Origin of the sequence: Nostoc sp. JL31, assembly GCF_017114965.1 — a bacterium.
Classification (GTDB): domain Bacteria; phylum Cyanobacteriota; class Cyanobacteriia; order Cyanobacteriales; family Nostocaceae; genus Nostoc; species Nostoc punctiforme_A.
The window spans coordinates 1-20,583 of record NZ_JABXKO010000105.1 but is presented as its reverse complement, the minus strand read 5'-3'; the positions used below and the strand labels follow the sequence as shown (position 1 = coordinate 20,583).

At 40.1% G+C, this 20,583-nt stretch carries 17 protein-coding genes; 5 read left to right on the top strand and 12 right to left on the bottom strand.

Annotated elements, in window-relative coordinates:
* Nucleotides 1-209 precede the first annotated feature (209 nt).
* Nucleotides 210-1,988: an asparagine synthase-related protein gene (locus HWQ43_RS25885; RefSeq protein ID WP_292738977.1), complete on the top strand. Its 1,779-nt coding sequence runs from the start codon at nucleotides 210-212 to the stop codon at nucleotides 1,986-1,988.
* 409 nt (nucleotides 1,989-2,397) lie between these two features.
* Nucleotides 2,398-3,054, top strand: a complete 657-nt coding sequence (locus HWQ43_RS25880; RefSeq protein ID WP_289798239.1) for a pentapeptide repeat-containing protein — start codon at nucleotides 2,398-2,400, stop codon at nucleotides 3,052-3,054.
* Nucleotides 3,055-3,291: 237 nt separating this feature from the next.
* Here HWQ43_RS25880 and HWQ43_RS25875 read toward each other — a convergent pair whose 3' ends face one another.
* The 3 genes from HWQ43_RS25875 to HWQ43_RS25865 all read right to left on the bottom strand — a co-directional run bounded on the left by HWQ43_RS25875 (nucleotide 3,292) and on the right by HWQ43_RS25865 (nucleotide 4,268).
* The gene (locus HWQ43_RS25875; protein ID WP_292738975.1) at nucleotides 3,292-3,423 is read right to left on the bottom strand and encodes a hypothetical protein; all 132 of its coding nucleotides are present in this window, start codon (nucleotides 3,421-3,423) and stop codon (nucleotides 3,292-3,294) included.
* A 105-nt stretch (nucleotides 3,424-3,528) separates the two neighbouring features.
* Nucleotides 3,529-3,864 carry a XisI protein gene (locus tag HWQ43_RS25870; protein WP_292738973.1) on the bottom strand — a complete coding sequence of 112 codons (336 nt, stop codon included), beginning with the start codon at nucleotides 3,862-3,864 and terminating at the stop codon, nucleotides 3,529-3,531.
* A complete protein-coding gene (locus HWQ43_RS25865) occupies nucleotides 3,852-4,268 on the bottom strand; it encodes a XisH family protein (RefSeq protein ID WP_292738979.1) in 417 nt (138 codons plus the stop codon). Before HWQ43_RS25865 ends, HWQ43_RS25870 begins: the two co-directional genes overlap by 13 nt.
* 923 nt (nucleotides 4,269-5,191) lie before the next feature.
* On the opposite strand from HWQ43_RS25865, the gene HWQ43_RS25860 reads away from it, so the two are divergent.
* Nucleotides 5,192-5,656 (top strand): hypothetical protein, encoded by a 465-nt coding sequence (locus tag HWQ43_RS25860; RefSeq protein ID WP_292738971.1) that lies wholly within the window; start codon nucleotides 5,192-5,194, stop codon nucleotides 5,654-5,656.
* 46 nt (nucleotides 5,657-5,702) lie between these two features.
* Here HWQ43_RS25860 and HWQ43_RS25855 read toward each other — a convergent pair whose 3' ends face one another.
* The 3 genes from HWQ43_RS25855 to fraC form a co-directional block, all read right to left on the bottom strand.
* On the bottom strand, nucleotides 5,703-6,482 hold the full coding sequence (locus tag HWQ43_RS25855) for an ABC transporter permease (RefSeq protein WP_292738969.1): 780 nt from the start codon (nucleotides 6,480-6,482) through the stop codon (nucleotides 5,703-5,705).
* Nucleotides 6,483-6,790: 308 nt separating this feature from the next.
* Nucleotides 6,791-7,798 (bottom strand): septal junction protein FraD, encoded by a 1,008-nt coding sequence (gene fraD, locus HWQ43_RS25850; RefSeq protein WP_292738967.1) that lies wholly within the window; start codon nucleotides 7,796-7,798, stop codon nucleotides 6,791-6,793.
* Between the two features lie 60 nt (nucleotides 7,799-7,858).
* Nucleotides 7,859-8,398, bottom strand: coding sequence for a filament integrity protein FraC (fraC, locus tag HWQ43_RS25845; RefSeq protein WP_292738965.1), 540 nt, complete (start codon nucleotides 8,396-8,398; stop codon nucleotides 7,859-7,861).
* A 238-nt stretch (nucleotides 8,399-8,636) separates the two neighbouring features.
* On the opposite strand from fraC, the gene HWQ43_RS25840 reads away from it, so the two are divergent.
* Entirely contained in the window at nucleotides 8,637-9,773 is a 1,137-nt protein-coding gene (locus HWQ43_RS25840) for a cob(I)yrinic acid a,c-diamide adenosyltransferase (RefSeq protein ID WP_069068662.1), read from the top strand.
* A gap of 48 nt (nucleotides 9,774-9,821) precedes the next feature.
* Here the strand turns inward: HWQ43_RS25840 and HWQ43_RS25835 are convergent, their stop codons facing one another.
* From HWQ43_RS25835 to HWQ43_RS25825, 3 genes are all read right to left on the bottom strand, one after another.
* On the bottom strand, nucleotides 9,822-10,778 hold the full coding sequence (locus HWQ43_RS25835; RefSeq protein WP_292738962.1) for a PleD family two-component system response regulator: 957 nt from the start codon (nucleotides 10,776-10,778) through the stop codon (nucleotides 9,822-9,824).
* On the bottom strand, nucleotides 10,775-15,004 hold the full coding sequence (locus HWQ43_RS25830; protein ID WP_292738960.1) for a PAS domain S-box protein: 4,230 nt from the start codon (nucleotides 15,002-15,004) through the stop codon (nucleotides 10,775-10,777). The genes HWQ43_RS25835 and HWQ43_RS25830 overlap by 4 nt, the downstream gene beginning before the upstream one ends.
* A 670-nt stretch (nucleotides 15,005-15,674) precedes the next feature.
* The gene (locus tag HWQ43_RS25825; RefSeq protein WP_292738958.1) at nucleotides 15,675-15,911 is read right to left on the bottom strand and encodes a hypothetical protein; all 237 of its coding nucleotides are present in this window, start codon (nucleotides 15,909-15,911) and stop codon (nucleotides 15,675-15,677) included.
* A 620-nt stretch (nucleotides 15,912-16,531) separates the two neighbouring features.
* On the opposite strand from HWQ43_RS25825, the gene HWQ43_RS25820 reads away from it, so the two are divergent.
* Nucleotides 16,532-17,542 (top strand): cyanophycin synthetase, encoded by a 1,011-nt coding sequence (locus tag HWQ43_RS25820; protein ID WP_292738955.1) that lies wholly within the window; start codon nucleotides 16,532-16,534, stop codon nucleotides 17,540-17,542.
* A 65-nt stretch (nucleotides 17,543-17,607) separates the two neighbouring features.
* Here HWQ43_RS25820 and HWQ43_RS25815 read toward each other — a convergent pair whose 3' ends face one another.
* The 3 genes from HWQ43_RS25815 to HWQ43_RS25805 all read right to left on the bottom strand — a co-directional run bounded on the left by HWQ43_RS25815 (nucleotide 17,608) and on the right by HWQ43_RS25805 (nucleotide 20,149).
* Nucleotides 17,608-17,958: a hypothetical protein gene (locus tag HWQ43_RS25815; RefSeq protein WP_292738953.1), complete on the bottom strand. Its 351-nt coding sequence runs from the start codon at nucleotides 17,956-17,958 to the stop codon at nucleotides 17,608-17,610.
* Between the two features lie 689 nt (nucleotides 17,959-18,647).
* Nucleotides 18,648-19,127, bottom strand: coding sequence for a YbjN domain-containing protein (locus tag HWQ43_RS25810; RefSeq protein WP_292738951.1), 480 nt, complete (start codon nucleotides 19,125-19,127; stop codon nucleotides 18,648-18,650).
* 164 nt (nucleotides 19,128-19,291) lie between these two features.
* Complete coding sequence (locus tag HWQ43_RS25805) at nucleotides 19,292-20,149, bottom strand: nitrate ABC transporter ATP-binding protein (RefSeq protein ID WP_292738949.1); 858 nt, start codon at nucleotides 20,147-20,149, stop codon at nucleotides 19,292-19,294.
* Nucleotides 20,150-20,583 lie beyond the last annotated feature (434 nt).

The following is a 20,583-nucleotide window of genomic DNA, read 5'->3' as shown; positions in this document are numbered from 1 at the left end:
CCCAGCCATACACAGATACACCCCTCTCATACGAGAAGTAGATTACCATATTTCGGTATTAGTGGGATAGGTTCGTGTACACCGTAGCCCAAGCCCAAGGCATCGGGGAAGTTAGAGGGGGTCAGAAAGACTTGTGCGTACACCGTAGCCTCGCTTGCTCTTAGGTTATTAGATATAGGATTCTTACTAATATGCCTTGAAAATTTCCCATGTTATTTGATGCGTTTAAAAATCGTAAATCTCCTAAAATTGAATTCATCAAAACTAACCCAACCTGGCGCGTAGCGTGGGGAACAGTTGATGCCAACTATAAAGATATAGCTTGGCGAGATGAGAAAATTTCTGTAATTTTACCACGCACAACTTCGGAATTGCCGACGGAGAAATTAGCAATCAGTTCTAGAGGACGATTTGTTGTTGTTGGTGATGTTTGGTTAACTAACCGAGTGCAATTGCTGCAAAAGTTGGGAATTGAACCGGATAGCTTTCAAGGAAGTTCTCTGCAACTGGTGGCCAATCTTTGGGAACAATGGGGTAATGAAAGTCTTAGCCAACTTGTGGGGATGTTTGCGCTAGTGGTTTGGGATAGAGACAAACAGGTGTTGAGATTGATTCGCGATCGCATCGGTGTTCGTACTCTCTATTACACTACCACTGGTTCAGTTCGTTGGATTGCACCTCAACTGAGAACTTTAACACCTCATCGTTCATCTGATTTAGATTTGGTGGCGTTGCGAGATTATCTTTGTTGTGCCTTTGTTCCTGGAGAACGAACCCTTTGGGAACAGGTGCGGGAACTGCGACCTGGAACCGTTTTAGAATTTCCTGACCATAAAGTTACAGCTTATTGGCAGCTTCAAGAACAGATTATCGCAATTGATCAACCCTTAGCATGGCATGGCGATCGCTTGCGAGAACTTCTAGAGCAAGTTGTTCAAGAATATTTACCACCAGCAAATGAACCCGTTGGCGTTTTCCTCTCTGGTGGTTTGGATTCTAGCAGTATCACTGCTTTAGTAGCAAAATTCCACAAAGCACCAGTCCACACCTTTTCGATTCATTTTGGTGCGGAATGTCCCAACGAGTTAGAATTTTCTAGTCTCGTTGCATCCCATTGTCAGACGCAGCACCACATTTTAGAAATTACTTTTAAGGATATGTGGTCACGTTTGCCGGAAACAATGGCTTATTTAGATGACCCCATTGGCGACCCACTGACTGTTCCCAACCTGTTGCTGGGACGACTGGCGAGAGAAAGCGTAGAAGTAGTTTTGAATGGTGAAGGTGGCGACCCTTGTTTTGGTGGGCCAAAAAATCAGCCGATGCTAATTAATAGTTTATATGGCTCTGTCACCAATCAGGATGCATTGCAAGCTTATTTAATCTCCTTTCAAAAGTGCGCTGTTGATTTACCGCAACTTTTAAAACCAGAAGTTTGGACAGCAGTACAAACAGCGCCTTGGGTTTTTGCTGAAGATTTATATTCCCAAGCAAACTATCTGAATCGTTTGATGGCAATGAATATCAAATTTAAAGGCGCTGACCAAATTCTGACCAAAGTCAGTAACTTGACTCAAGCTGCTCTTTTACAAGGTCGTTCTCCTTTATTTGATCAACGAATAGTAGACTTAAGCATGGAAATACCTCCAGAGTATAAGCTTTCTGGAGTGGAAGAAAAAGCAGTTTTAAAACAAGCGATTACCTACGGTACGTCTCCGACGATCGCAGATATTTTACCAGACACAATTATTCATCGTCCCAAAAGCGGCATGATGGTACCGGTGCAGTTAGGATTTCGGAAATATTGGCAGCAAGAAGCCAGAGATTTATTGTTAAATCAGAATGCAGCTATCACTCCTTACTTTAACCAGTTGCCAATTCGTAATTGGTTAAACTATCAAGGAGATACCTGGAGTCGTTATGGAGTAAAGCTGTGGTTGCTTGCTAGTTTAGAAATTTGGTTACAAGTAAATAAAAAAGCGCAGTAGTGAAAGCAACAAAAGGATACGCCATTAATATTACTTATGGTAATTTTTAATTTGGAGTAAGCAAGATGATTCTTGTTATATGAATATTTCTTGACTTATGTCAGCATTTTTTGTTTTAAAAACCACTGAAAAAACGCATTTTCAAGTGATTGCCGATTTTTTGCTAATTTATTTTTGATTATTTACTGAGCTAATCTCCATTTGCGGTGTACTCTCAATATACGGTAACTAGCAATACTTCTCGGTTAAGGGGAAAAAAGAAAGGGAAAGGGGAAAGAAAAACCTTTAACCCAAATTCCAGTCACCTTTTCTCAAAACCTGATTCCGAATTAAAAATGCCTAACCGAGAAGTATTGCGGTAACTACCACACTCAACCTTTGAGATCAATTACACCCAGAGGTGAATACCATGAACAATTATGCTCAACAACAGGAATTTATTTTAAGTCAAATCACAAATAAATATTTTCAGCGCCGAGATTTCAGTGGATGTGACTTGAGGGGAATCGACCTGAAAGGAATTAATTTAAGTGGTATCAACTTTATCGGAGCGGATTTGCGTGATGCAAATTTGTCTGGCTGTGTTCTCACTCGTGCTAATTTAAGTGGCGCAAATTTGATGCAAGCTAGCTTACGTGAAGCTAATTTGTATGAAGCATCTTTATGTGAAGCCAATTTGACTAATGCTGATTTAACAAGAGCAAATTTGTGCGGAACTTTCTTATGGCGGGTGAAATTCACAGGTAGTAATCTTTGGGGTGCTTCTTTATGTGATGTAGATTTGAGAGAAGCAGACTTAAGTGAAGCCAAATTAATTGAAGCATCGCTGATTGAAGCTAACTTAAGTTTTGCAAATCTCACACGAGCAAAGCTATGTGGAGCAAAATTACTAGAAGCTAATTTGACTGAGGCTAACTTAACTAGTGCAGACTTGACATGGGCAAATTTAACCAAAGCAAACTTGAGTAAGGCAAACCTTTGGAAGACAAATTTGATTTATGCGAAGTTGCGAGATACTATCATGCCTGATGGCACAATTGAGCAACCTCAGATAGTTATTTATTAGCTAGAGTTAGCCTTGTAATATCGTGTCCGGTTAAAGACTTATCATTAAGACGGCAGGGGAGCAGGGGGCAGGGGGAAAGAGGGTTTCCTGGTTTTTGCACAGATGCGGGAATTATAACTAATTAGGCGGACATGATATAAAGAGATAATTTTTTGATTTGGTTCCCATGCTATGCATGGGAATACCTAGCTGACTTTTCACGTCATCTGCAAAAGCCCACGAAAAAATATCTCTTTTCTATGCCCAAATCCGACCCCAACGGAAAGGCTTATCAGGCTCAGATGGTGTAGACCAAGTAACCACTTCGCCTATGGACGTTAGTCCTAACGCACCAAAAATCATTGATGGTGCGGCGCTTGGCGATAACACACCCTACCGATTAAAAGTGAAAGCGTGAGTTGTGGCGATCGCTAAAATTATTAATATAATTAGTCCTAAATTATTTCAAAAAAGTCTGTAAAATTCATCTTGAACTTAACCAACTGCAAAACCTGTATATTGCCTCACCAAAGGTTCATGAAATGCTAACACAATATCTTCTTTTGGTACTCCTAATTTAATTAACTCATTAGCAATGCCAATTTCAGTTCCATCATGCTGTATCCAAATTTTGTTGTTTTTAATATCGATATGCAAAACACAACCATGCTGCCGTCGTCTATTTTTCCACCCAACATACATCAATTGATAGTGGTTGCGAACTGTATCAAAAATTAATTGTTGTTCAATTTCATCTCTTGATGAGCCTAGCTCGGCATATTCTGTTATGGCTTGTTGAACATAGTTTTGGTATTGCTCTAGTTTTTCCATTCTACAATTACCTCCTGAATCTGATCGTAAATTATTAATTTCAATTGAGAGCGCTGAATAACTATTTTAATAAACTGCAACTTAAAGAAAGCGTTATATATTCCTAAAGGCACAGCCAAATATAAAACTCTCTCAGGTTCTTGCTCTTCTAACGCGATACGATAATTAAAAAACTGTCCAATTGCTGTATGGAATTCAGAAATGTTTGATGCACCAATAAAACTCTTAATCTCAACGGCTATTTTCTCTCCGGCTCTTTCGGCTGCCAAAATTTGCTCTGCACCTAAGTCAATATACATTTCAATATCACCAATTTCAATCCTCAAAGGGTCATTAGTAATTAACCAACCCTCCTTTTCTAATCCTTTCCTAACGGCATAATGAAAAATATCTTTAGCAGGCATTAACTTAAAAACTAGTATTTTATATCCATCATTATAGCAATATTGCACCATACCAAACCTTACTAACATCCCTGTAATACCTAAATTTTGTATGCGCACAAAAGGCGATACCCGCATTATAATTGCGATTTTAGACGACCCCGCCGACTTAGAACGCGCTTGTTTTATTGGGGCAAAATTTACGCAACATCAGCCTTTTTGAACACAAGATATTGACCTGAAATTAGCTACAGAATTTAACCAACAACGAAAAGCGAAAAAATAAAGAGAAGCATTTTTTGAGCAGTTTCCTCAAGACATCTGATTGACAGCACAGACTTATTGTGACAAAGCTACACGGCAATGTACTCTTTTTGTGGGGGATGATGCTGAGTAATAAGCAAATGGCAGTAGACTGAAAATCTTTGTTGGTGCGATCGCTCTAAACTTGATATTAATAACTATAGGGGAACAGCTATAAGTACTGTTTAAGCCGTACTTGATACAACTTAAACAGCACTTATTAATGGTGAAGCTGTAGTTATAAATGCTCATTATCTGATTAAGTAAACTTGAAGCCTTAATTAATACAGCTTGGAAATTAATTATAAATATTACTTATATGATAAGTAATCCTTAAGCTGTAGTTAATACAGCTTATTTTGTGATTATGAATGCTCAAGCTGTAATTAACACACCTTCTTCTCTAGTTATGAATGCTTAAGCTGTAGTTCACACAGTTTCTTCTGAATTTAACACAGCTTCTTTTGTAGTTATGAACGCTCAAACTATAATTAAGATTAGATAAACCCTTTAAATCAATTAAAAGAATTTACCAGGATCTATTTTATAAAAAATATAATTATTTTTGTGGATTTTGCGGAACCAGAATATATTTTTCATAGGGCATAGTAACTGTATAAATATTACAAGTAACTAAATTTATGTCTTTGAGAAAACGTACATCCCGCGTTCTAGAAAATGCTGAGTTAAGATTTGCTGGACTGAAAGCAATTGATGTCAATCTGGATCTTGGAGAGACTTGTAATTTAAAAATGCTGACAGAACTAATTGAGCAATTACGCAGCAAGTTAGAAGCTCATAATACTGCTCTCAGCACAATTGACTCTTCCAAAGTAGAAATTGACAAGTTAGAACAAACCTTGGGTACTTTCTCCGAAAAAATGCTCATGGGAATCGGCTTTAAATACGGCAAAGATAGCCGTGAATATGAGATGGCTGGTGGAGTTCGCAAAAGTGAACGTATCCGTAAAAGCAGAGCGACTCGCTTGAAAACTATTGCACAAAAAGCATCTAGCCAAGGTACTCAGCCCTTGAAGATGTGTAAGCAATACAGTTCGGATAAGCAAGCAGGGGGGGCAGGGGGGACAAGGGGACAAAAGTTATAATATTACAACAAGTCTTTCCCCTTGTACTCTCCCCCATGCCCAATGCCTAAAATTCACGTTGTGAAAAGATAAAAATAGCGATCGCTAACAACAGGGCACTATAAATTAAGCCATAACCAGCATTCATAATCAGTGAAGTGGTGTCAGGTAGTGCTTGCAGACCATATACGGCATCATTTTTCAAATCTAATCGAGATAAATCTGGCAAAAAAAGAAACAAAGCTTGAGTTAGACGTTCCATACCAGGGTTACGGCTAAGACGACCAAGTTGTACTAAATCTTGAGTAATATTTCCGATTAAATATACCGCGAAGGTTAAAACAGTCGCTAGCAGAGAGGCAGTAAAAACACCGAAGGTAATAGCCACAGCAGTAATTAATGACAACTGCAAAAATAAGAAAATTGCAGCAATTAGAATGCTTGCTGTCGGATGAGGAATATTACCAATTTGCAGAAATACCAGATAAATTGCTGTCATCGTGGCGACAAGCACAGCTAGGACTGCGGATAAACCCAAGTATTTGCCGACGATAATTTCACTGCGACTAACAGGTTTAGCAATTAATACTAAAATAGTGCGTTTTTCAATTTCTTTATTAATTAGTCCCGTACCAATAAATATCGTAATAATTAACCCGATGGCATTCATTGCTGCCATCCCAAAGTCTAAAAACATTTTATCTTCAGCCGTAGCTGCAAATTCAGGAAGGACGCGGAAGGCGGTGGCGAGTACTAGCGCATAAAAACCAATAATATATAGGATGCGATCGCGTACCACTTCCTGAAACACATTCTTTGCCAATACAAAAATTCTGTTAATAGTCATTTGTCATTTGTCATTGGTCATTTGTCATTGGTCATTGGGAAGAGGCAGAGGGTAAAAAGGTAATTTTATTATTCTTCCCCCTGCTCCTCTGCCTACTGTGTACATACAAATCAGAGTTACTTTGAGATCCGGGTTTTACCCCCCTTAATCCCCCCTTGGCAAGGGGGGAAACCGGAAAATCTAGTTCCCTCCCCTTTGCAAGGGGAGGGTTAGGGTGGGGTAATTCGAGGACTGGTAGTGATTCGATAACTTGTGTGTACACCGTAGGCTCCCCTGCTTCCCTGCTCCTCTGCCCCCTGCCCCACTCCTCACTGCTGCGGAGGCGGTGAACCAGGAATTAATTTACTGGCGCGATCGCATTCAATTTCTGCAACTGTAATCTTATTCTCTGAATTAGTAGCTGCTGCAACTGGTTCAATGCGACAAGATTTTTTTAAGTAATAGCCCCGTGGGTTAGAACTCGGGCCTATCCAAATACTTAATAAATCTAATATATATCCAGACTTTGTATTAGCTACACGCGGTTCAATGCGCCATAGTTCCTTCTCTTCATATTTACTCAGGTTTTTTTGAATTACTCCCCTACCCAGATTTCCTACCCGTTGTTTCGCATCTAACAACCATTTTTCTACTTCTGACCAAGGTCTTTCAGCTATTTGTTCTACTACCATTGGTTGAAGTTTTTCTAGAATTACAACGCCGTTTTGGGGAATTTTTACTGCTGCTTGTGTTCTGACAATAAAGGTACTATGTTTAAAAGTATCTGCTTGCAAACTGGGATATTGTCGTAACCAATTATCTGTCACAAAGTGAAACTGAATCCAACAACTTAGCAGCATACTACTAGCAACTAAAATTATGATTCTTTGGCGGTCTTGTGGCTTAGGAATTCGAGCTTTGGCATCGGTGTCATTGCCTTCAATAAACTCTGGTATTGCCGTAATTAATGCTGAAATTGTTGGCCAAAAAACGATTGTTCTGGGTGTAATTACATCTTCTTGATTTCCAAATGCAAAAACACTCACTAAGAATCCAGTGATTACTGCCCCGACTGGCATAAAAGTCCCAGGAACCCTCAAAGGATCTTCAGTTGTATACCAAGCTGTACCGGCAATTAAAAATAACCAACCGAAAAAGGCAATTATATCTTTGATATAACCTGTGGCACAATATGAAAGTATCCAAGAAAAAACACTTAAATAAATAAATGTCTGCCAAGAGTAAGCTTTGGGTGGAACTAATATTTTTCTAATTCCTGCATAAAGCCCTTCAGCAAATCTAAAAACCCCAAAGACATCTTTTAGTAACGTATTCATATTCCTCCCTACACCTGATTAATCAATAATTTTTCTCTAAATTAAACAAGTAATTTCTTGCTATTTTGAACGAAATAATAAAATAATAGTTATAGCAGTATAACTCAGAGAATTTGCTATTAGTATAGTAGTAACTAAATTAGTATTTTGTAAATTAAGGGTACTAAAACGACGCCGTTGCAACCGCTGAGATATTTTCGGTTCTTCTTCTTTCTTAGCAAATGATTCATTTAATGAGAATAACAAAACCCTTAAAATGAAAAATTTCATCAAAAATGTAGTAAAAAATATGATGCAAGCTGTTAAAATAATTAAAGTTTGTGTATTCGGCGATCTGAAATTATTAAAAAACATATAATTAATTAATTCTGATTTCACCTGTATTGGCAAGATTGGTTCTGAGACAAAAAATATGAACCAACCAATTACACTCGAAAACAGATTGATAGAAATTGCATAAAAAGTACTGGTTTTTTTGTCAAATTTTAGTCGAGAATGCAAAACATAAGCTTCGATGGGGATGGCAATCAGTACAAATAAAAAGTCAAACAGAAATCCACCAATGGGAAAAATCCTGGGAAGCATCCAATTGTCAGGCATAAATGGTTACGGGTAAGGGTGAACTGTAGTGAGTATAACTGGGATAGTAAGGGTGATGGGGGAAATTATCCCATTGTTCTTGTCCTTTACTATGCGGGTGTGCCAGTATTCCTCTATTGATATTGTTAATAGATCAAACTGACCCTTGTACAGTCGTGTTAGAGAGGTAGTTTCTCTATCTGAGAGTATAAGAGGTTAGGTAAGATTAAAGACTGCCATAGTTATAGCTTTTTGAGAGATGACAAGGAACGGTATTGGGATTCGGACGGCGCAAGTGCGTCAAGAACGGCTTATTGGTCAAATTCACGTCTACGATGGTCTGGGTAAAGGTAAATCTCAAGCGGCTTTGGGAGTGGTTTTGCGCTCCATTGGCTTGGGAATAAATACGCCTAGCAACTCTAATCGTGTTTTACTGCTGCGATTTTTAAAAGGGCCAGAACGTGATTATGACGAAGATGGGGCGATCGCAGCTTTGCAGCGTGGGTTTCCCCATTTAATTGACCAGGTTCGCACCGGGAGAGCGGAATTTTTTGGCCCAGAGGAAATTACCACCTTTGACCGAGATGAAGCAATGCGCGGTTGGGATGTAGCCAAAGGTGCGATCGCTAGTGGTTTATATTCAGTTGTCGTCTTGGATGAAATTAACCCAGTTCTGGATTTAGGTTTGCTACCAGTAGATGAAGTGGTAAAAACATTAAAATCCAAACCCCAAGAGTTGGAAATCATTGCTACCGGACGCGCCGCACCCCAAAAGTTGCTCGATATTGCAGATTTGCACTCAGAAATGAAACCTCATCACCACCCAACAGCTAAAGCCCTCTTCTTGGAAGGGATTGAAATTTATACTGGTGCTGGTAAAGGCAAGTCTACCAGTGCTTTGGGTAAAGCTTTGCAGGCCATTGGTAGGGGAATTAATCATCCCGGGTCTACCCGTGTATTGATTATGCAGTGGCTTAAGGGTGGTAGCGGCTACACAGAAGACGCTGCGATCGCTGCTTTGCAGCAGTCATATCCAGAAGTGGTGGATCATCAGCGTTGCGGTGGAGATGCGATCGTCTGGCGAAATTCCCGGCAAGAATTAGATTATGTAGAAGCCGAACGAGGTTGGGAAATTGCAAAAGTTGCGATCGCCTCTGGATTGTATAAAACTATTATTCTCGATGAACTCAATCCCACCGTTGACTTAGAATTACTCCCCGTTGAACCCATTGTTCAAGCTTTACTCCGCAAACCCCGCGACACCGAAATTATTATCACTGGCCGTTGCCAAAATCCACCCGCGTATTTCGACTTGGCTAGCGTCCACTCAGAAGTTTATTGCCACAAACACTATGCTAATCAAGGCGTAGAACTTAAACGAGGTGTAGATTTTTAAATGGGGCATGGGGCAGATAACTGAATGTTGGCACATTAGCGGGAATTTTTACTTCTGTGGTAGTAAAATATTTTGCACAAAGCGATCGCGTCCTGCTGCCTTTGCTTTATATAACGCCCGATCCGCTGTGGCAATCATTTCTTCTAAGTCAGAATCTGGCTGAGGAATTTCTGCCGTAAACCCAACACTAATAGTTACATAAGGACTAACTTGGGAATTTTGATGAGGAATTGCTAGACCTCGGACAGCATGACAAATTTCGTCGGCAACATGAGTCGCCCCCTTGGTGTCTGTGTTAGGTAAAATCACAGCAAATTCTTCCCCACCATAACGGGCAACTAAATCTCCGGGACGTTTAATCATATCTTTGATAGCTTGGGCAATTTTCTGAAGACAGCGATCGCCTACCCGATGACCATAGGTATCATTATATAATTTGAAGAAATCAACATCGCAAAGAATCAGAGAAAGCGGACGTTGCTCGCGTTTTAGACGCTGCCACTCTTGGGAAAAATACTCTTCAAACCGTCGGCGATTAGCTATTTGAGTTAATCCATCGATAGTAACTAATCGCTGTAATTCCAGATTCACGGCTTCCAGTTTTTGCTGCAACTGAGATTGCTGAATCAAGCGTTTTACCCGTTGTCGCAAAACTGCCCAGTGAATCGGTTTGGTAACAAAATCTATTGCTCCCACTGTAAATGCACGGTCAACTGACTCTTGATCATCAAGTCCTGTAATCATTAAAATTGGAGTGTGCTTGTTACAATCCAGAAGCTCCAACTGAGTGCAACACTCGAATCCATCCATATCCGGCATTATGGCATCCAGGAGTACTATATCAGGGTGCAGTTGCTTAAAAACATTTATTGCCTCTATGCCATTTTGAGCTTCCGCTATTTGATAGCCTTCCCGCTCTAAGAAATGCCGTAGTATCAGGCGAATAAAAGGTTCATCATCAACGATTAAAACTAAAGATTGACTTTCTTGATCTGTGGCTTTCATGGTGCTTCCTTGGCAAGTTCTTGTTCTAAGGCAGTTTTAACTTGTTCATATTCCTGATACAGTAGTGAAAGTAATTCTAGATTGTTTTCTAAGTTACTGTTTCGTGCCTGTGCTTCTAACACCTTGCAAAGCTGCGCTAAGGCGATCGCTCCAATAGAACCACTGCTGGACTTGAGTTTGTGTGCTGTCTGCCATATAGTCTGGATATCCTGAGTTGCGATCGCTGTGCTAATATGTTGCACTAGTCTGGCTGTCTCTGTAAGATAACACTCAATTAGTTCAGCAAATGCCACACGATCTCCTCTAAGCATAAGCTGCAAGGATTGGAGGACTTTGGCATCAATTTTCGCGCTTTTTAATGTCTGGTTTTTTCCTGACTGTAAGATATTTGACGAAGGTTGCAATTCTTGGCGTCTCACTTCCCCTTGTTGTTTGATGGAAGTGAATTCAAAATTTCTTTTGCGTGAACATTTGCTGAGTGCCTGAGCTAACTCTTGCAGCAGAATAGGTTTGCTAATGTAGTCATCCATACCAGCGGCAAGACAAACTTGGCGATCACCCCGTATGGCATTGGCAGTAATGGCGATGATATGGGGGCGAACACCCACCCCCCATTCTTGACAAATTCTCCGAGTTGCTTCTAACCCATCCATTTTGGGCATGTAAACATCCATCAACACTACGTCGAATTGCTGTTTTTGCAGAGCTGCGATCGCTTCTAGCCCATTGCTGACCACATCTGCGCCATAACCTATTTTCTGTAGCATCAGTAGAGCAACTTTCTGATTAACAACCGTATCCTCTGCCAGAAGAATTCGCAGTGGCAGTCGATGACCCAAATGCCGATCTACCAAAGGAAAATGAGAAATGCTGGCTAGGATCGGCTGATTTCCCAAAACACGAGTAATAACATCGTAGAGTTGAGAGTGTTTGATCGGTTTACTCAAAGAAGCAGCAAACTTGACATCATTAAAGTCTGAAGGAGTTTCTATTTTCGCTAAAGAAGTCATAATCACCAAAGGCAGATTTTGACAACCAGATTGCTTGCGGATTTGACGAGCTAGGGTTATGCCATCCATTTCTGGCATCTGCATATCTAAAATAGCAATATCAAACTGTGTTCCCTGAGCAAGTTTAACTAAAGCTTCTTTGCCAGATTTGGCGGCATAAGTTTCCATCTTCCAAGACTCAGCTAGCAAGCTGAGAATTTGGCGATTGGTTAGATTGTCATCCACAATCAATAATCGTTTGGATGCAAGCAACGGCGAAATGCTTAATTCGGCTTGTTCTGACTGAGCAACTACTTTGGTAATAATGGTGAAGTAAAATGTTGAACCTGGTGAAGAGTCAGGAGATGATAATAATTTTCCTTTATCCCATCTACGGCTAGGATTGCCACCAACCAACCCCTGGCTTTCTACCCAAAGAGTGCCGCCCATCATCTTACTGAGCCGCTTACTAATCGCCAATCCCAGCCCTGTGCCACCATATCGTCGAGTCATGGAGACATCAGCCTGAGTGAAGGGTTGAAATAATCGCTCTATTTTCTCTGGTGCGATGCCAATACCTGTATCTTTGATCGCAAATTGAATTTCGTAGAGAAGTTGCTCTTTTTCAACGGGTATCGGGGATTGGGGAGCAGGGGAGCAAGGGAGCAAAGGAGAAGTTGCAGTAAGTCTTTCCCCTGTGCCCCTGTGCCCCTGTGCCCCTGTGCCTCTTGTGCCCAGTCCTCGATCGCCAATCCCCAGTTCAACAGAGAGTACTACTTCTCCGGTTTCCGTAAACTTAATAGCATTGTTGAGCAGATTCATCAAGACTTGGCGCAGACGAGTTAAATCACCGACGATCTGAATGGGAACTTGGGGCTGGATTAGATAAACTAGTTCGATATCCTTTTGGGCAGCTTTCGGAGCTAAAAAGGAAATAGCCTCCTCTACACAAGCTCTCAAATCAAAAGGCTGTTCTTCTAATTCCAGTTTGCCCGACTCAATTTTGGAGAAATCTAGAATATCGTTGATGATGGTAAGTAAAGTATCTCCGCTACTGTGAACTATTTCCAGAAAGTCTTGCTGTTGAGGTGTGAGATCGGTATCCAGCAGTAGACCTGTCATCGCAATAACAGCATTCATTGGAGTCCGAATTTCGTGACTCATCATTGCTAAAAACTCACTTTTTGCCCGATTTGCGGCTTCTGCTTGGCGTTTTGCCTGCTCCAAGGCAAAGTTTTTCAAGGTAAGTTCTTCACGTTGGCGCGTTTCTTGTTCCAGTAAGTGAGCTTGTGCTAGAGCAATACCTAGTTGAGCCGCCACAGCTTCTAGTAATTCGATTTCGTCTTGTGTCCATTGGCGAAAATAGTTGCACTGATGTAAGCCGATCGCACCATTGGGTTCTCCTTGATAGGAGGTGCGGATTGACAGCATGGACTTCAGCCCAATTTCTCGGCAGATAGCTTCAGTCCTTTGCAGCAAAGGTTCAACGTACACATCTGGAGAAGCGATCGCACTTTCTTGGGTCATCATCTGCTCGGCATAAGGATTGTTAGTCATGGGAACTTCCAATTTCAATACAGAGCAGTAACCAGGGAGTGTATTATATTGTGCTACTAGGGGAATTTGTGGTGTGGGGTTACTAATGTAAGAGTGGATCAGACAGCGATCGGCTCCAAATGCTTGTCCAATTTGGGTAGCAGCCGTCTTAAAGATTTTGCTGGTGTCAAGACTTTGACGAATTTCCTGAGTAATTTGTTCAAGTAGTAGAGTGCGATGCAATTGCCGTTGCAGTGCCTCTTTAGCTCGTTTGTTTTCGGTAATATCGTGATTGATGCCGACAGTAGCAACAATTTCTCCCTGTTCATCCTGTAGAGCAACTACGGTTGTTTCGCAAATTCCCTCACTACCATCTTTGCGAATAAAGTGTATTTCCCCTGACCAACGTCCTTGCTGGTTGACTGTTGACAAAATGTTGACGCTTAATGTTGCGGCTACTTCCGGTTGATGCAAAATACTGGGATATTGAGTTAAAATCTCAGCTTTGGTATAGCCAAACATACTTTCGGCAGCAGGATTCCAGTCAATAATACTTCCGGTTAAATCTGTGATAATTACGCCATCATGCATGTTTTCAAAGGTGAGGGCTTGCCGACGCAGATTGGCTTCGGCTTGCTTGCGTAAGCAAAGCTTGTCGTAGACATCGCTAATATCTCTCTGAATGCCAATGAAGTGGCTTAACTCACCATTGTTGTCATGAATAGGAGAAATACTCAATTCATTCCAAAACAAAGTACCATCTTTGCGATAGTTGCGAAGAACAACTTTGCAACTTGTTCCAGTTCGAATAGATGAGCGCAATTCATTAAGTGCTGGTTGCTGGGTATCTGTGCGTTGCAAAAATCGACAGTTTTGCCCAATTACATCAGTAGCACTGTAGCCTGTTATTTGCTCAAAGGCAGGGTTGACGTAAATAACTGGATTGTAGGCGAGTTTAGCATCGGCAATAATAATCCCATTACTGGTAGCGGCAAGTGCCCTCTCTCTCAGTCTCAAGGTTTCTTCAACTAGCTTCAAATCAGTAATGTCAAACATAAACCCCCTGAGCATGATCGCAGTTCCGGCTTCTTCAACGACACTAACAATGTCTCGCAGCCAAACAACTCGCCCATCAGCAGCTAACATCCGGTATTCCAGTTCGTGATTCTCGCACCTAGCAGTTGCTTCTTGACAAAAACGAACAGAATTTTGCTTGTCATCTGGATGCAGATGATTAACCCAAAAATTTTCCTCGTACCACTCTGCGATCGGATAATTTAGCAAGTCTACCGCTTGCGGCCCAACGTAAATAAATCGCCAAGTTTTTAAGTCCAATTCCCAAGGGATGACTTTGACTGTTTCCAGCATCTGTCGCAAACGATTTTCACTGGCGAACAGGGCAGTTTCTACCTGTTTCTGTTCAAAAATCCTGTGATTTAACTCCTGATTGATTGCTATTATTTGTTGGTTTATTGCATTCATTGCCAAGGCAAAATAGATTGATAATGCCAACGTGACAACAACTAATAACCCTGCAATCAATTCTACTTGTGTTAATAACCCCGGATTTGGGATTAAAAGTCTCTGCCAGAGTAGGAATACAGAGATTGAGAAAAAAATCCCCAGCAACAGCGCGAGTAATTCTCGTTGACGGAAAAATATCACAGCTTTGAACCAGTCATATCGGTGCTGTTTTACCACTTATTAACTCTCTAGGACTTTCAGGACTTATTGCACTAACTTTTACTTTTAAGTAATCTAAAACATTAGTAGTAAGGGGGCAATTACGGAATTTATTTTTAGTTAATATATCAAAATGTTTATATATTGCCAGAAAAGCTTAATCATTTATGATTGTAATTACACTTCTTTTGATACCAATTATTTCTGAAGACCCATAGACAGAACCCTACGCCTGCGGGAGAGGTTTGCCCAGGTCAAAATCATGTGCAACTTCACCAAGAATTAGTATGAGAACTGCAAATTTTCTGTAGTACACCGTGGTGGAAGTTTGTTTACCTTTAAGGAGTTGCTTTGAGCAACTTGTCTGGTTAATTGAGATGGAAGCAGGTATTGCAAACCAAAAGACCCCCGACTTCTTGAAAGAAGTAGGGGATCTAAGCCTCTCGCTGGAGAGCAAATTAAATATAGTGGTTTCCACAAATTTTAAGTAGACTATGCCTGCGATCGCAACAAAAGAGTAATGGAGATTAAAAACCAATACAGTCCAGATAAACCCAAAACCCAGATGTAGAGACGCGATTTATTACGTCTTGATTTATCGCGTCTTGAAGACCAATTATCTACACCAATAACCTTTAACCCAAGTATATTGGATGAAAAACAAGGGTTAATGCCATTCGCTTGTAATTTAAATTACAGATGCTTGGCGTTGACAATCAAAAACAACCATATAGGAAGCATTTGGTATTTCTTGAGGAAGGTGTCGCATATAGCCATCGGCATCAGAACGGCTGCGGAAGCGAGCAACAATCTCCCGTTGCGTATTAGGAAGTAGACGAGCGATCGCCCAAGAATTGAGGCGTTCTTTATACGCAATAGTCTGATTGTCTGATTGAGAAGCTTTGTTATCCGTATTTTCTGGCATAATTATGTTAACCGTATGAAGTTTAATGAAGGGCGTTAATTAGTTTCTAGGTAGGAATGCACTAACGCTTTTTTTTATGCTGCTGCCACCTTGTTATTCGATTCTTAATAAATTGTCAACACTGAGCGCTATATTTTAGACCAATTAAGTTGGAATTTTCAGGTACAAATGAATCTCAAAGCCTTAACTTGCAATTGTTTCCAGGACACAACCATGTTCAAGCAGAAAGTTTGGCAATTATTGGGTTTGCATAATTTGTATGCATACACATAAGTAAAGTCCGCATCAGTGGTAAAACAAACATCAATGTCTGAAAACATACTATTAGAAGCTGAAGAGAAAACGAATAATAATGTGCGTAAAATTAATCAGCACGTAGACGCTCTTAATTTTTCTATAGTGTGGTTAGTAAAGCTACATTGCGAGCATTTACATTTTTTATAGTTAGTTGAGAATAATTAAATTGTTAAAGTCTTTTTAAATATTCAAGAATGAATTTTTATTCAGCTTTTGACTAGAGCTTTAAGGACAACAGATAGTGCAATTATTTAAATTAAAAATTCTTGACTAATTGTCACCAAATAGTTAAAAAATTCTCGAGAAAATTACAGTTATTAATAATGAAAACACCATTCGTAACATCAATAATCCAAAAAATAGCAGAGGAAATAGGAGCAGTAGTTTTAGTAGACCCAGAATGCGACTTTATGGGATTGATTACATTTAAAAACGGCAATAAAACCTTCTTTCGTAATACCAGGTTTAGTATTAATTCTCTTGGCTCAGTAGCAATAGCTAAAGATAAAGCAGTTTCAAACTTTTTTCTGAATAAATTTGGCTATAAGGTTACTGAAGGAAAAACATTTTTTAGTAACGAATTATGCGAAGAAATAGCTAATACTAGAAATATAGATGCAGGATTTTATTATGCCCAGAAGTTGGGATTTCCTGTAATTGTCAAGCCGATTAACCTTAGTCAAGGAATGTTTGTTACCAAGGTTCACAATAAACAAGAATATTATCAAGTAGCTAAGAAAATCTTGCGAAAAATCTCAGGATTTATTGTTGAGCGGTTCTATAGTGGCAATGATTATAGAATTGTAGTACTTGATGATAAAGTAGTTTCGGCATATCAAAGAATCCCCTTATTTATCATCGGAGATGGTCAATCTACTGTTTTGCAACTTATGCAACAGAAGCAAGAAACTTTTATCAAAAATGGTAGAAAAGAAATTATAGATTTTGAAGATTACAGAATCAAAAAAAACTTGCAAAGACGGAAGCTAAATTTTAGTAACGTTATACCTAAGAATAATATAGTCTATCTTTTAGATAATGCAAATTTATCAACTGGAGGTGAGGCAATAGACTTCACTGACAATATCCATCCTGATTTTAAAAAATTAGCAGTAAATATTACAAAAGATATGGAGTTAAGATTATCAGGTGTGGATATTCTTGCTAGTGATATAACGTCACCAATGGGAGATTATACAATTATTGAAGTAAATGGCGCTCCTAGCTTAACTCACTATGCATCATTTGGTGAAGTTCAGACGAAAAGAGTCGAAAATTTATATCTCCAAGTTCTCAAAGTACTTGAAAATGAGAATAACAGAGTAAATTATTGATTTTGACTGGAGGCGGAGCCGGAATTGCTCCCCTCCTGAACTCTTTTTCAATTTTACCTATCTCTTCACCAATCCTTATCTAGTAAGGATTCAAATTCAGCTTGCAAGGCGTTTATATCCGCCAACCTTGTGACTAGTAAATTATCTTTACCAGCATCATTTAAACGTACTTTCCAATAACGAATACTGTCTGAGTTATTCAACCAAAACTTAATCACCGTATCTACTACTTGATCCAGATTCCAATCCCACTTTGCTGGAACTGATTCCACCGATTCTAAAAACGTATCTAGCGTACACGTATGCATTCCCAAGTATTCCACACCTTCGTGGAGTGGTTTTTGCCCATTTTGCTGTTGCTGATTAAAAAACTGCAAAAGTGGAGATATTCCTACAATATCAAAAGTGTATTTCATGCCAGTACTCTCAATTTTATATTACTTACAGGAAATATTTAGTCTTTTCTATTTCTAAAATAATATCTGGAAAGGAACTAAAGCATCTGCAAAAAGTGCAGTTTTGTTCTATATCATAGGCGTTAAATCTCAGCTATAAATTAGCACTGACAAGCATTGAGTGCTAATATTTATTTGAGAGTTTGATTGATTACTAAAAAGTTTCAGGCATTAATTCAAAGATGTATATATCTTTAATAATTATTTAATTAGTTACGTTACGGCTTGTAAAGGCTAGATCCTGCCTAACCCATCTTTTTAAGGCTTGTGCTGATAAATAAAGTGGCTGTGTAATGAAATCAGTAGCCCAACACGTATGCTAAATGCTATCAATGCCAACCAAACTGCCTTTCTGGAGCGATCGCATCCAAATATACAGATGGGGTCAAGTCAAGGGAGTATAAATTTAAACTCACTTGACAGTGCAGTTTTAAAAGTGTCACTTACTAGACTCGCCTTTTGATTGAAGCAGTGATACTATTTATTTGTGTGAGGAGCAAGTTAAAAATAAAAAACGCCTGGGGTGGAAACACGGCAACACTCCCAGGCGTTTTTTAATTGGTACACAGAAAACAGTCTTTGCAGATTCGCCCAAACCGGATTGCTATACATCGGATGTAGCAATAGCCCAATCTAAAATCTAAAATTCCTTAAGTTGCACCAAATTCAGTTTGTAAGGCTTCATCGTTATTATCAGCGATCGTTGCCACAACGGTAATTAACCGAGATACTTCGCCAGGAGATAACTCTGCTAAGGTGCGTGTCGATATTACAACCACCCGGTTTTCAATAATGCCGAAGCGCGCCTCAAAAGTGCTGGAGCAGTTTAACTCCAAAAGATACCGCATCAACTTAGGTTCATTTTTCGCAGGTAAATTTAGCACCGCAGACCAAACCGTTATGGTGTCTTCATCGCTTGTCCCGTTGAGTTGGACAAATACTTGCACACTTCCATACTTAAACTTCCAAAGATAACCAGCCTCTGGAGTGTGGCTAACCATCGCACTATCATCTTGTTCCAAAGAGTCGATGACATTTTCAATTACCTCAACATGGTTAATGCTTGTCGTCTCGGCGATTAAATCATTAACGGATTCGTTACTAGTTACGGTTTCTGGGTAGCTTGCCATACAGATTTTTTTCTCAACATACTCGCTCTACACATACTTTATAACTTGTGGACGTAGTTGGAGGGGCAATTCATGAATTACCCCTACTAATTGCTCCCGCCACCATCTGGTATGGTGGCGGGAGGAACAAAGAATAATTCTGGAAAAATCAATGACGATCGCGCTTAACCTACATCATCATGGGCAAAGCGGTTAAAGAGGAAGTCTAAGGCATAGTTACGCAGTTGATAATATTGTGGATCTTCCATGATGCGGCTGCGATCGCGCGGACGAGAAAAAGGAATTTCCATAACTTCGCCTATTTTCGCGTGTGGGCCATTGGTCATCATTACCAATTTATCTGCTAAAAATAGTGCCTCGTCGATGTCGTGGGTAATCATCAGCACTGTACAACGGTTATCGCCCCAAATTTTCAGCAATTCTTCCTGTAATTCTTCTTTGGTGATGGCATCTAGCGCCCCAAAAGGTTCATCTAAAATTAAAACTTTGGGACGAATCGCCAAAGCACGCGCGATAGAAACCCGTTGTCTCATCCCACCGGACATTTGCATTGGTTTCTTTTCCATTGCATCAGCCAGTCCCACCATTGCTAAATGATCGCGCACGATCGCTCTTTTTTCGGCTTGTGGTTTGTTGGGATAAACGGCGTTAACAGCTAAGTAGATATTTTCAAAAGCAGTGCGCCAAGGTAGCAGGGCATAGTTTTGGAAGACAACCATTCTGTCTGGGCCTGGTTGGGTAATGGGTTCTCCTTCGAGTAACACTTGCCCGGAGGTGGGAAAGTTAAAACCGGATACCATATTTAGTAGCGTCGATTTGCCACAGCCAGAGTGACCGATGACGCAAATAAACTCACCTTGTTCGACGTTGAGGTTAACGCCGTCGAGTACGGTGAAGGGTCCTTTCTTTGTGGGATAGACTTTGGTAACGTCTTTAATTTCTAGGAAAGGTCTGCGGCTGGTGGTTGCAGCGACGAATGGTTTTCCTAGTGTGTTTGTAGCTGTTGAGTTGCGGTTTTGCATGGTATTTGATATTTGGGGATTAAAAAGCTTAATTTAGGCGACGTGCAACTGAATATTCTGACCTTTCTTCTTCTAAGGGCTACGGTGTGTACACAAGTCTGAAATAGCTGATTAACCAAGGTTTTACCCCACCCTAACCCTCCCCGATGCATTGGGGAGGGAACTAGATTTCTTTTTTTCCCCCCTTTGCAAGGGGGGATTAAGGGGGGTAAATCGAGGATTTGTGCTTCATTACCAACAAGATGCGTGTACACCGTAGTCTAAAAGGGTGAGGCTTTGAATTTTCCCGCTTTTCTTGTAGGGGAGAGGTTAGGTCTTTTGTTGGTTTTTCCACATGACTTAAAAAGTCAAATCATTAATGGAGTTCAGAGGTTCATTGATGGAGTTCAAAGACTCATTAATGGAGTTCAAAGACTCATTAATGGAGTTCAAAG

Bases quoted from the DNA above. Each gene is read 5' to 3' on its own strand.
- HWQ43_RS25865 (WP_292738979.1), bottom strand. From the start codon at position 4,268: ATGCCTGCTAAAGATATTTTTCATTATGCCGTTAGGAAAGGATTAGAA.
- HWQ43_RS25805 (WP_292738949.1), bottom strand. From the start codon at position 20,149: ATGCAAAACCGCAACTCAACAGCTACAAACACACTAGGAAAACCATTC.
- fraD (WP_292738967.1), bottom strand. From the start codon at position 7,798: ATGAATACGTTACTAAAAGATGTCTTTGGGGTTTTTAGATTTGCTGAA.
- HWQ43_RS25820 (WP_292738955.1), top strand. From the start codon at position 16,532: ATGAAAACACCATTCGTAACATCAATAATCCAAAAAATAGCAGAGGAA.
- HWQ43_RS25885 (WP_292738977.1), top strand. From the start codon at position 210: ATGTTATTTGATGCGTTTAAAAATCGTAAATCTCCTAAAATTGAATTC.
- HWQ43_RS25810 (WP_292738951.1), bottom strand. From the start codon at position 19,127: ATGGCAAGCTACCCAGAAACCGTAACTAGTAACGAATCCGTTAATGAT.
- HWQ43_RS25855 (WP_292738969.1), bottom strand. From the start codon at position 6,482: ATGACTATTAACAGAATTTTTGTATTGGCAAAGAATGTGTTTCAGGAA.
- HWQ43_RS25825 (WP_292738958.1), bottom strand. From the start codon at position 15,911: ATGCCAGAAAATACGGATAACAAAGCTTCTCAATCAGACAATCAGACT.
- HWQ43_RS25835 (WP_292738962.1), bottom strand. From the start codon at position 10,778: ATGAAAGCCACAGATCAAGAAAGTCAATCTTTAGTTTTAATCGTTGAT.
- HWQ43_RS25840 (WP_069068662.1), top strand. From the start codon at position 8,637: ATGACAAGGAACGGTATTGGGATTCGGACGGCGCAAGTGCGTCAAGAA.
- fraC (WP_292738965.1), bottom strand. From the start codon at position 8,398: ATGCCTGACAATTGGATGCTTCCCAGGATTTTTCCCATTGGTGGATTT.
- HWQ43_RS25870 (WP_292738973.1), bottom strand. From the start codon at position 3,864: ATGGAAAAACTAGAGCAATACCAAAACTATGTTCAACAAGCCATAACA.
- HWQ43_RS25880 (WP_289798239.1), top strand. From the start codon at position 2,398: ATGAACAATTATGCTCAACAACAGGAATTTATTTTAAGTCAAATCACA.
- HWQ43_RS25815 (WP_292738953.1), bottom strand. From the start codon at position 17,958: ATGAAATACACTTTTGATATTGTAGGAATATCTCCACTTTTGCAGTTT.
- HWQ43_RS25860 (WP_292738971.1), top strand. From the start codon at position 5,192: ATGTCTTTGAGAAAACGTACATCCCGCGTTCTAGAAAATGCTGAGTTA.